The organism is Roseateles asaccharophilus (assembly GCF_031458115.1).
Classification (GTDB): Bacteria; Pseudomonadota; Gammaproteobacteria; order Burkholderiales; family Burkholderiaceae_C; genus Pelomonas; species Pelomonas asaccharophilus_A.
Genome location: NZ_JAVDXV010000006.1, coordinates 300,288 through 311,893 on the forward strand (window position 1 = coordinate 300,288; position 11,606 = coordinate 311,893).

Annotated in this window: 7 protein-coding genes; all 7 read right to left on the bottom strand. The window is 65.0% G+C overall.

The genetic code is table 11. From position 1 onward, the window contains the following. Window positions 1-2: 2 nt before the first annotated feature. A complete protein-coding gene (gene prsT, locus J2X21_RS16670; protein ID WP_310330477.1) occupies window positions 3-2,798 on the bottom strand; it encodes an XrtA/PEP-CTERM system TPR-repeat protein PrsT in 2,796 nt (931 codons plus the stop codon). Further along, complete coding sequence (gene prsR, locus J2X21_RS16675) at window positions 2,795-4,156, bottom strand: PEP-CTERM-box response regulator transcription factor (protein WP_310330478.1); 1,362 nt, start codon at window positions 4,154-4,156, stop codon at window positions 2,795-2,797. The genes prsT and prsR overlap by 4 nt, the downstream gene beginning before the upstream one ends. Further along, entirely contained in the window at window positions 4,153-6,303 is a 2,151-nt protein-coding gene (gene prsK, locus J2X21_RS16680) for an XrtA/PEP-CTERM system histidine kinase PrsK (RefSeq protein WP_310330479.1), read from the bottom strand. The genes prsR and prsK overlap by 4 nt, the downstream gene beginning before the upstream one ends. 56 nt (window positions 6,304-6,359) lie before the next feature. Next, window positions 6,360-7,739 (bottom strand): TIGR03013 family XrtA/PEP-CTERM system glycosyltransferase, encoded by a 1,380-nt coding sequence (locus J2X21_RS16685; RefSeq protein WP_310330480.1) that lies wholly within the window; start codon window positions 7,737-7,739, stop codon window positions 6,360-6,362. A 681-nt stretch (window positions 7,740-8,420) separates the two neighbouring features. After that, window positions 8,421-9,575, bottom strand: a complete 1,155-nt coding sequence (locus tag J2X21_RS16690; protein WP_310330481.1) for a branched-chain amino acid ABC transporter substrate-binding protein — start codon at window positions 9,573-9,575, stop codon at window positions 8,421-8,423. Window positions 9,576-9,692: 117 nt separating this feature from the next. Next, window positions 9,693-10,115, bottom strand: a complete 423-nt coding sequence (locus tag J2X21_RS16695; protein WP_310330482.1) for a DNA polymerase III subunit chi — start codon at window positions 10,113-10,115, stop codon at window positions 9,693-9,695. 4 nt (window positions 10,116-10,119) lie between these two features. Next, a complete protein-coding gene (locus tag J2X21_RS16700) occupies window positions 10,120-11,583 on the bottom strand; it encodes a leucyl aminopeptidase (RefSeq protein ID WP_310330483.1) in 1,464 nt (487 codons plus the stop codon). Window positions 11,584-11,606 lie beyond the last annotated feature (23 nt).

Consider the following 11,606-nt stretch of genomic DNA (forward strand, 5'->3'; position numbering starts at 1 on the left):
GCTCAGAGCTGACCCATCAACCGCTTGACTTCATCCTGCTTGGGGAACTTTGCACCCAACCCCGCCAGCACTTCAAGCTCCTTGCGTGCGGCAGGCAATTGCTTGTCTTTCAGCAGGTACTGCGCGAGGCGCAGGCGCATCATGGGTTGGTTGGGCGCAAGATCAGCCGCCTGCCGCTGCGCGGCGACTGCCTTGTCCAGACGTCCCGCGCGCGAGTGGATTTCCGCGAGCGTATCAAACGCCGGCGCCGACTTGGGCGCGGCGGACAGCGCCCGTTCAGCGGTCTCCAAGGCTTCGGGCTTGCCCTGCTGGGACAAGATCCAGGCGAGATTGTTCAAGCTGGCCGGATCCTTGGGCACGACCTTCAACACGGTGCGATATAGCTCTGCCGACGTATCGAGCTCGCCCAACGCAAGATAGCGGTCGCCAAGGTAGTAGTTGAAGACGGGGTCCTGCGGACGCTCGGTCCGCCATTCCTTCTCGAACTGCTGCGCTTCCTTGAGTCGCGCCGCATCCTCCAGCGCGCGATGGAGCTTCACCGCGCTGGCGCCCACACGGGCCTTCGCCAGCCCTTTGCGGTAGGCCGCCACAGCGCCGACGAAGTCACGCTTGCCGTTGAGGAGGTCACCCTCCAACATCCAGCCCGCCGGGCTGGCCGGCACTGCCGTCTGCGCCGTGCGCGCCTGAGCCAACGCACGGTCGTAGCGCCCCATCTTGGCAAGCAACGACACCATCTGGAAGTGCACTTCCACGTTGCCGGGCTGCAGCGTCAACGCCTTGGTCAGTTGTGCCAAAGCTCCGGTCGCGTCCTTGTTGGCCAAGTGCACCTGCGAGAGCCGGAGCAACGGTCCAGCATCCTTCGGTTGCAAGGCGGCCAGCTGCGAGAAGGTCTGGCGGGCCTGGTTGTGGTTGCCTGCGACCAACTCCACCAAACCAGCCGCATCCAGCGCTGCCGGGCTGGCAGGGAACGCGGTCTGGACCTCCTTGCCTACCACCTGGGCACGCTTGACATCACCGCCTTCCAACAATGCCCGGACCAAGGCCACGCGCGGGAACTCGCTGTCCGGGTACTTCTTGACCAGGGTCTCCAGATCGGCAGCGATCTTGGACGGCGGTTGGCCCTGAGCCTTGGCCAGCGAAATCACCGCCAGGTCGGCATTCAACGACCGCGGGTTCTTCTCGAGATAGGACTTGTACCGGGCCACGGCGGCCTCGGGCTTGCCGGCTCGCTGATCCAGCGCCGCCAGCGCGGCAACGGCGGAGAAGTCCTTGCTGTCCTTCTTGCTGGCCGCTTCGTACTGGCGCGTTGCTTCGCTCACATCGCCCTGCGCAAGCGCCAGCTCTCCACGCAGGTAAGGGCCGGCGGCGCTGTCGGGTCGCTTCTTCTCAAGATCGTCGATCGCCGCGCGCGCGCGTTCAAACTGACGGCTCTCGATGTAGGTGCTGGCCACCAGGATGTCAGCCTGCAGGTCGTTGGAGGTGCGCCCAACTTCCTTGAGCACACGGACGCCCTGGTCGATGCGCCCTTCCGAGATGTCGACAACGGCCAGCGCGCTGCGGGCGCGCTCGTTCTGCGGGTTGACGGTGAGAGCGCGCTGGTACAGCTGCTTGGCCACCTCGGGTTCGCCCAGGCGGACTTGCGCGTCCGCCGCCAGCGTGAACGCCTCGGCCGGCACACCGCTGCGTTCATTGATGAGCGGCTGCAAGGTACTCAGGGCCATCTTGTTGTCCCCTGCCCTCAGCAGCGAACGGGCCAGCAACAGTCGCACCTGGGTGGTCTGCGTCGTGCGTGGCAGGGCTTTGCCCAGATGCGCCGCAGCCTGAGCGTAGTTGCCGGCCTCGAAGGCGATGCGCCCAGCCAACTGCAGCCCCGCGACGTTGTCCGGCGCAAACTTCAGCATCAGCTGGATCGCCTCGACGGCAGCCGGCAGCTCTCGCCGCTCCAGCGCCAGCAATGCAATGAAGTACTGTGTCGGCGCGCCGCTGGGATAGACCTTGCGCAACTGATCCAGCTGCGCCTTGGCCGCCGCCTCGTCCTTCTGTGTCAACGCGAGGTGAATCAGCCCGGCGTGGGCCTGGATGCTCTTTGGGTCCAGCGCCAAGCCTTCGCGATAGGTCTGCGCGATGGCGGAGGCATCGAACCGCCCCTGCATCATCCCCATCAGCTCAGCCTTGAAGATCTTCGGGCGAGCAGACTTCGGATGCGTTCGCTCTGCATTTTCAACGTCGGCCATGGCCCCGGCCGGGTCGTCGCGCAGCGTCTTGATTTGCGCCATCACGAGCCGCCCATTGAGGCCTTCAGGATCGTCCTTCAGGGACGCTTCCGCGCTCGCCAGCGCGAGGTCGAACTTGCCTCGAATGCCATAGGCACTTGCCAACGTAGCGGCAAGAGCGGCTTGCGCCTTCGGCGTGCCGAGCTTCTTGCCGGCGAACTCCGCGATCACCTTGTCCAGTTCGCCATGCACCAGCATCACTTCAGCCAAACGCGGCTGAAGGCGGTCGGGGTCGAACCCTGATGTGTTCAGCTTGTTGAACTCCACCAAGGCCCCGGAGCTGTCACCGCTGTCCATCAGCGCAACGCCCAGCAGGAATCGCGCCTCGTCCGATGCCGGATCCCTCTGCAGGGCATTCTTGAACTCGATCACCGCGGCCCGGTAATCCTTCTTCTCAAGATGGTTGCGCCCGCTGGCGATCAACTCCGTTGCATCGTGCGACGAGCACGCGGCCAGCGTACTCAGAGCAATGGCGGCCAGCAGCGCGCCCTTGCGCTGCCATGGAGTCTTGAGGGAGTTGCTCATTGAATGTGCAATCGATTCATCAGATCGTAGAGGGTCGGACGGCTGATGCCGAGCAGCTCGGCGGCGCGAACGATATTGCCATCGGTGCGCGCCAGCGCCGTGATGACGGCCTGCCGCTCCGCGTTCTCACGCACAGTGCGCAGGTCTAGTATGACTTCGGCCTCCTCAGGCAGGGGCGCGGCACGTAGCCCCAGGTCCAGTGCGGTGATCCGGTCTTCCTCGGCCATGATGACGGCGCGCTTGAGCATGTTCTGCAGTTCGCGGACATTGCCGGGCCAGCGGTGTGTCTCCAGGGCCCGCACGGCATCGTCGGACAGGCTGGGCACCGGACGCCGCATCTCGGTCGCGAAACGTCGTGCAAACGCGTGAGAAAGCAGCACCGGATCGCCAACACGGTCGCGCAACGGCGGGATGTCCACGACGATCTCGGCCAGGCGGTAGTAGAGGTCTTCGCGGAAGCGTCCATCGGTGATGCGGGCACGCAGATCCTGGTGCGTCGCACCGACCACGCGCACATCGATCGGGATTTCCTGGCGCCCACCCACGCGTTCGATGACGCGCTCCTGCAGGAAGCGCAGCAGCTTGGCCTGCAACGGCATCGGCAGGTCGCCGATCTCGTCCAGCATCAGCGTGCCGCCGTTCGCCGTCTCGATCTTGCCGATGGTGGCCTTGTTGGCACCGGTGAACGCGCCCTTCTCGTAGCCAAAGAGTTCGCTTTCCAGCAGCGTCTCCGGGATGGCGGCGCAATTGATCGCGACAAAACGCCCCTTGCGCTTGGACGCATCGTGCAGGCCTTGCGCGAGCACCTCCTTGCCGGTGCCGCTCTCACCGAGCAGCAGCACGGTCGCATCGCTGCGCGCCACCTTCTCGATCATGCGACAGACCCGCTGCATGCCCGGGTCGCGGGTCACGAGCCCCGAGAACACGTCACTGCCCTGCTGCATCTGCAAGCGGCGGTTCTCCTGCTGCAATTCGTACAGGCGGTAGGCGCGCTCGACGGTGAGACTCAGCACATCGGGATCGACCGGCTTGGCCAGGAAGTCGTAGGCGCCCATGCGGATGGCGCGCAACGCGTTCTCCTGGTCGTTCTGACCTGTCAGCACGATGACCTTGACCGAAGGATCCAGCTCCAAAAGCTTCTCCAGACACTTGAAGCCCTCGGAGACCGAGTCACGGTCCGGTGGCAGGCCCAGGTCCATCGTGACGACCGCCGGGTTGTGTCGACGGAACTGCAGCACCGCACTGGCGACGTCGTCGGCCGTTGCCGACTCGAAGCGATCCAGCGACCACTTGAGCTGCTTTTGCAGCGCAAGGTCGTCCTCGACGATCAGCAGCGGCGCGTGGCGAGGGGTACTCATCGGACCTCGAGCGCGGCCAACGGCGCCTCTGCCTGGGCGTGGAACAAGGGCAGCAGCAGGGTCACCGTGGTGCCCTGGTTCAGTTCACTCTGCACGCTGATCTTGCCTCCCAGTTCCTGCACGTATTGATGACTCTCGTGAGCGCCTATGCCCATGCCACTGGCCTTGGTGGTCTGGAAGGGCTTGAAGAGGCGATTCTGAATGAATTCCTCGCTCATGCCGCAGCCGTTGTCGTCCACGCGAACGCGGGCCTGGCTACCTTCCGAATCCAGTGTCAGGCAAACCCGGCCAGTGAGCGGCGTGGCATCGAAGGCGTTCTGCACCACATGGCCCAGCACGCGCTCGACACGCTCCGGATGCCCGCGCGTGCTGACCCCGGGTTGCAGGTCCAACTCCAGCACCCTGCCCTTGCTGGATGCTGCCGCGGCGAGTCGCTTGGCAATCTGCTCCAGGTCGACGCCGCTGGTGACGCCATGCGGCTTGTCGCCTTCGCGCAGCTGCAGCATCAGCTGACGCATCTTCTCCAGTGAATTCTCGACCGTGTCCAGCATGTCCTGCTGGAACTCCGGGTTGTCGCGCAGGCGTTTGGCGTTCTTCATCATCAACGACAACTGCGTGACGATGTTCTTCAAGTCATGGACGACGAACGCCGACATGCGGTTGAAAGCGTCGAACTTGCGCGCCTCGAGCAGCGCCTCGGTGGCCTGCGCCTGGGCCAGGTAGCCCGAAGCCTGGCTGGCAGCGGTGCGCAGCAGATCACGCACCTCCCAGTTGAGCTCCACCTCGGCACGCGGGCGCCCCAGCACCGCAAAGCCGATCAGGGACTCACGCACCAACAATGGCACCACCAGCCAGCAGCGCGGCTCGTCCACCAGCCAGCCAGGCAGCTCCAGCCCAGGATAGGCCTCGCGATTCGCACGCCATTCATCCACATCGATGATCCATGCTCGCTCCTGCCAGAAGCGCCCCAGGGCCCCCTGGCGGGCCTCCACACCCGCCTGTTGCGGCAGGTTCCAGCGCGCCACCTGCAGGAAATCCGAATCGGTCGAACGCTGCATCCACAGCATGCCGCTGGGGCTCTCGACGAGATTGGCCAACGCGCGCACCACTGTCTCGCCGGTGTATTGCGGCTCCACACTGCTGGCGAGCAACTGCGTGAAGCGCAGCCACTCCTCGCGGTAGTCGTAGCGGTAGCTGAAGAAATTCTTGCTGATGTAGACGCGCAGGCGCGCCCGCATCGCCCCCGACGCCACCAGCAGCGCCAGACCGACCAGCGCCACGAAGACCAGCGCCACCGACAACGCACGCGCCCAGTGTCCGCCTGTGTAGCGAACGTAGTAGCCCACGGCCGCAACCATCAGCAGATAGCCCCCCACCAGCAGCAAGGCCGCCGAATGGAAGACCGCCGACCGCGAGACATGCAGCTTGCCCAACCAGTCGCCATGCCGACGCGACGCGACGTAGAGCAGCGGCACCGCAGCAGCATGCACCAGCGCACGCACACTGACCGCATCGCCATCGAAGCGCTGGAACAAGGCCGCCTGCGAGCCGATGAACAGATCGAAGACGAAGATGGCCCCCAGCCCCAGCGCCACCGGCTTGGCATTCCAGCGCGCATCAGCGCTGGCGTTGCGCAGCATCTGCTCCACCAGCACCAGTCCAAGCACCGCCAGCACCAGCGCCGCCAGCGCTTGTGGACGCGCGAACTCGCCGGGCGGCCGTGATTCGGCGGCCACGATCAATGCCATCTGCAACAGCACCGCAGCGGCGGCAAAGGGCCGCGCCCACCTCAGCCCCGCGCCACGGTGGCCGGATGGCATCAGCATCAACAGGAAGCTGAACCACAGACCGTAGCGCAGCAGGTCCAGCGTCGGCACCAGCCACACGGGCAGGCGATCGGACCAATGCCGCTGCATGTCCACCACGGCCACACCAGCCCAGATCGAACTGGCGGCCAATGCCGCCAGAAAGACGAGCGCCACGGCTGTCACCGGCAGGCGGCCGCGCAGCAGTCGCTGCGCGAAATAAAGGCTGAACACCCCGTACGCCGCGCAGCAGATCAGGCTGCTGACGCCGCTCATGGAGCCGAAGGCCGTCAAGACTTCGGCAACCGTCCCGGTGGTGGAGTCCAAGTCTGTCTGGGGCATGCGGGATTCAACCACGCCCCGATCGGCCACGGGATCGACGCCGAACGCCGGCGCGATCAGCGTGCGCCCTTGCCGGTCAGCACCACGGCCACCGTCTCCAGCATGATCAGCAGATCAAGGAACAGCGAATGGTTCTTGACGTAGTACAGGTCGTACTGCAGCTTCTCGACCGAGTCCTCGATCGTCGAACCGTACTCGTAGCGGACCTGCGCCCAGCCGGTCACGCCAGGCTTCACGCTGTGACGGACTGCGTAGTAGGGAATCTTGCTGATCAGCTCGTCGACGAAGAACTGACGCTCGGGGCGCGGACCCACCATGCTCATCTCGCCCACCAGCACATTGAACAGCTGCGGCAGTTCATCAATGCGGACCTTGCGGATGAATCGACCCACACGGGTGACGCGGTCATCGTTCTTGGTGGCCCAGCGCGGCTTGCCATCCTTCTCGGCGTCCGTGCGCATGCTGCGGAACTTGATGACCTTGAACGGCACGCCATTCAGGCCCACGCGCTCCTGGCGATACAGCACCGGGCCGCGCGACTCGGCGCGGATGACGATGGCGGTGATCAGCATCACCGGCCAGGACACGGCCAGGATCAGCGTCGCGAAGATCACGTCGCAGACCCGCTTGATGGCCGCGCGGAACATGCCCTGGCTAAAGCCATCGCCGAACACCAGCCAACCGGCGTTCACGTGCTTAATGTTGATCTGGGCCAGCGTCTTCTCGAAATGCGTGGCGATATCGACCACGCGCACGCCGGACAGCTTGCAGTCCAGCAACTGGCGCAGCGGCATGCTGCCGCCCCGGCGCTCGCTCAGCGCGACGACAATCTCGTCGACGTTGTGCTTCAGCGCCGCCTCGGTCAGGTTGGCGCCGTCATTGATGATTTCGGTGCGCGGCACTTCGTGCTGCTCTTCGTTCGGGCCAGCGTAATAGCCCACGATCTGCGCATGCGGATCGGAAGCGCGCAAGGTGTTGCCGACGGCACGCGCCGCGGGGCCGGTACCGAAGATCAGGATGCGGCTGCGCAGGCGGGCCTGCGTTCCCGAATGGGCCGCGTAGACGCGGTGGATCATGACGGCGGCCACGGCGGCCATCGCCACCAGGGTCAACAGGTCACGGCTGGTGTCTGAAGGCACCAGGCTGAAGATGGCATAGGCCAGCGGCAGACCGAAGAGCAGGCCGAACAGCGCCCGGGCACAGGATTCCGTGATCGAACGGTTGTGCACATGCTGATAGAAGCCCGTGGCCGAATTGATCACGAACATGCAGCCTGCCAACGACAGACCGTGGGAAGCCGCGAACGGGAGGACAGTCTGGGCGGACTCGCCCTGGCTCAGCACGACGGCGATGACCGCGAACACGATCAGCCCCAGGTCGAAGAAGACCTGCAGCAGCGTCTGGCGGTGCAGGTAGTGGTTGAATATTCGAATCATTCGCATCCCCGATCACTCTTGCGTGGCACCCTTTGCATCTGCATTTCGATCAACGAAATTCGAATCAATATCGATATTCCATTCATCCCGCAGCCAAAGCCGCCTTTTGCATCACCTGTCAACCGTCTGCCCTTCGAGCGGAGCAACTGTCGGAGACGGTTACAGATTCGGGGCGTTCCGGGCTTGACGCCGCGACGAACACCGGTCACCCGCCCTGGATCGCGCCGGCATCATGCCTCCGGCCCCAGGCGTTGAAAGCCCCCCGTTTAGAGGGTGCGTGCCCCTTGAATCTGCCTCTCACGACAGCGACGCCGCAGCGGTCGCGATGGTCGTATTCACAACGGGCGGCAGTAGACCCGAAAGCCGGCGACAGCACCATGACGACACCGGACCGCCGCAGGCAAAGCGTGCGAAACGGCACGGCCGTTCCTTTGAATTTCGACGAAGGCTGTTTTCAACACACAACCACCGTGCCGGACATGGCAAATTTTCCCGAACGGCAAATATTCCTTTCGGCATTCCATTCCGCAAACACAGTCGGGTAGGCGTTGAATAGATCACGCCCGGTTTGTCGCAACGCGGGCACTTTCATCGTCTAACTACTAACCATTTACCTGATTTGAATGCGCCAAAAGAAAAACGCCCACCAGCCGGTGGGCGTTTGCTTTCAGGTGCGAAGGATCAGCGCACGACGGAGATCTGCTCCTTCTTCTGTTCCTTCTTCGCGTCCGACTTGTAGGTGTACAGCGTCAGGGCGCCGTTCTTGATGTCACCCTTCTCGTCGAACGTGATGCTGCCGGTCACGCCCTTGTAGTCGGTCGTCTTGGCCAGCACCGGCAGGTACTTGGCCGGATCGGACGAACCGGCCTTGACCATGGCGGCGACCAGAACGTTGACCGCGTCGTACACGTACGGTGCATAGATCTGCACCTCGGTGTTGAACTTGGTCTTGAACTTGGCGCGGAAGTCATCCATGCCCTTCTTGGCCTGACCCTCAACGCCACCCGCCTCGGCGCACACCACCTGGCCGTCGGCCATGGTGCCGGCAGCCAGCTTGGGCAGTTCGCCCGTGCAGATGCCGTCGCCACCCAGGAACTTGGCGTTGATGCCCAGTTGCTTCATCTGGCGCAGCATCGGGCCGGCCACGGCGTCCATGCCGCCGAAGAACACGACGTCGGGCTTCTTGCCCTTCAGGGAGGTCAGGATGGCGGTGAAGTCCGTGGCCTTGTCGTTCGTGAACTCGCGGCCGATGACCTTGCCGCCAGCGCCCTTGACGCCCTTTTCGAACTCGTCGGCAACGCCCTGGCCGTAGGCCGTGCGGTCATCGATGACGGCGATGGACTGACCCTTCAGGTCCTTGGCGGCGTAGCGGCCCAGCGTGCCGCCCAGATGCACGTCGTCAGCAACGACGCGGAAGGTGGTCTTGTAGCCGTTGCGCGTGAACTTGGGGTTGGTGGCCGACGGCGAGATCTGCGGGATGCCCGCGTCGCTGTAGACCTTGGAGGCGGGGATGGAGGTGCCCGAGTTCAGGTGACCCACCACGCCATTGACCTTGGCGTCGACCAGCTTCTGCGCGGCGGCCGTGCCTTGCTTCGGGTCGCCGGCATCGTCTTCGGCCAGCAGTTCCAGCTTGACCTTCTTGCCGCCGATGGTGACGCCCTTGGCGTTCAGCTCTTCGATGGCCATGCGCGCGCCCATCTCATTGTCCTTGCCCAGGTGGGCAATCTGGCCGCTGGTCGGGCCGACGTGGCCGATCTTGACGACCTCCTGCGACATCGCCGTGCCACAGAGCAGAGCAGCCACTGCACCCACTACCACATTCAACTTGACTTGCATGGATGAACTCCGGTTTGGAAGAGAGGAAAGACAAAAAACCGTTGATGTTTTCAACCGGGTGAACATACCCCAATTCCGGGGGGCGGGCTCATTCGGGAAAGCGTGGACGAAACACTGTCAACCGCTGGCGGTGAAATGGTCCAGCGAGGCACCTGACTGCTTGTAGGCACGGTAGCGAACCCGGCCGGCCTGCACCTCATCGGGCGACTGCCCCACCACCTCCAGCACACGCTCGAACTCGAAGGCAGCCGCCGGCAGCGCTTCGCCCAGGTTCAACAGCAGCCCCCGGTGGGGCAGCTGCGCCGCGTCCTGCACCAGCAAGACCTCGCCCGGCAACGGCGGCGCGACGCCGTCCCAGCGCCGATGCGGGATGAACTCGCTGGCGTCAAAGCCCCACAGCAAAGCGTCCAGCGCTGCCGCCTGTCCGGGCGGCACGCAGATGCCCAGCGGCTTGCCGGACGCCAGCGCGCGGCGCACCAGCCGGCAGGCGAAACGCAGCGGCTCAGCCGCCTCGCTGTAGAAGCTGACCTGCTGAGGCACCGAGTTACTTCGCGTGGCTCAGCACGAAGTGCGTCAGCAGGCCCACGGGCCGGCCGGTCGCGCCCTTGGCGGCGCCGCCCTTCCAGGCGGTGCCGGCGATGTCCAGGTGTCCCCAGCGGTACTTCGTGGCGAAACGCTGCAGGAACTTGGCCGCCGTGATGGAGCCGCCCGCGCGGCCGGCGATGTTGGGCACGTCGGCGAAGTTGCTCTTCAGGCCCTCGGCGTACTCGTCGTCCAGCGGCATGCGCCAGCACGGGTCCAGCGCGGCGTCGCCCGCAGCCGTCAACGCCGCGGCCAGCTCGTCGTCGCTGGCATACATGCCGCTGCGCACGCCGCCGAGCGCGATGACGCAGGCGCCGGTCAGCGTGGCCACGTCCACCACCACGGCCGGCTTGAAGCGTTCGGCGTAGGTCAGCGCGTCGCACAGGATCAGGCGGCCTTCCGCGTCGGTGTTCAGGATCTCGATGGTCTGGCCCGACATGGAGGTGACCACGTCGCCCGGCTTGACCGCACGGCCGCTGGGCATGTTTTCGCAGGCGGCGACGATCATGACGAGGTTCAGCTTGGGCTTGAGCTCGGCCACCGCGCGCAGCGCGCCGATGACGCTGGCCGCGCCGCCCATGTCGAACTTCATCTCGTCCATCTCGGCGCCCGGCTTCAGCGAGATGCCGCCGGTGTCGAACGTGATGCCCTTGCCGACCAGCACCACCGGCGCCACCGTCTTGGCCGCACCGTCGTAACGGGCCACGATGAAGCGCAGCGGCTCGTCGGAACCCTGGGCCACCGACAGGAAGCTACCCATGCCCAGCTTCTCGACGGCCTTCTTGTCCATGACCTCGACCTTCAGGCCATGGGTCTTGCCGATCTGCTGCACGACCTGGCCCAGATAGGTGGGCGTCGCGTAGTTGGCCGGGCGGTTGGCGCATTCGCGCGCCAGCTCGATGCCAGCTGCGATGGCCTCGCCTCGCACCAGACCCGCCTTGGCGGCCTTCAGGTCGGCCTTGGTCGTCAGCAGCGCCAGCTTGGCCAGCTTGGAAGCGGCCGGCGCACTGGGTTTGGTGTGGCGGTACACGTAGACCGCATCGGTCGCGGCCACGGCCGTCTGCTCGGCCAGCGCCTCGGCCAGGCCGGCATCGAAGCCCACGAACGCCACCGCAGCGCTCGCCACGCCGCGCGACTTGATCTGCGCCAGTCCGGCGCCCAGTGCCGCACGTGCGGCGGCCAGCGTCGTCTTGCCGCTGGCGACCAGCACCAGTCGCGCCGCCTTGATGTCTTCGGCCTGCGTCAGCGTGACGGCCTGGCCGGCCTTGATCGCGAAGTCACCCAGCTTGATCGCGGCCTGCGCATGTTTGGCGACGGCAGCATCCAGCCCCTGAGGCAGCGAGTCGCCGCCAAGCACCACGATGAGAGCGTCGGCACCCACGGTAGCGAGTGCGTTCACCTCGGTGGCTTGAACCTTGAAGTCCATAATGACTGAAAGTAGATAGAAGT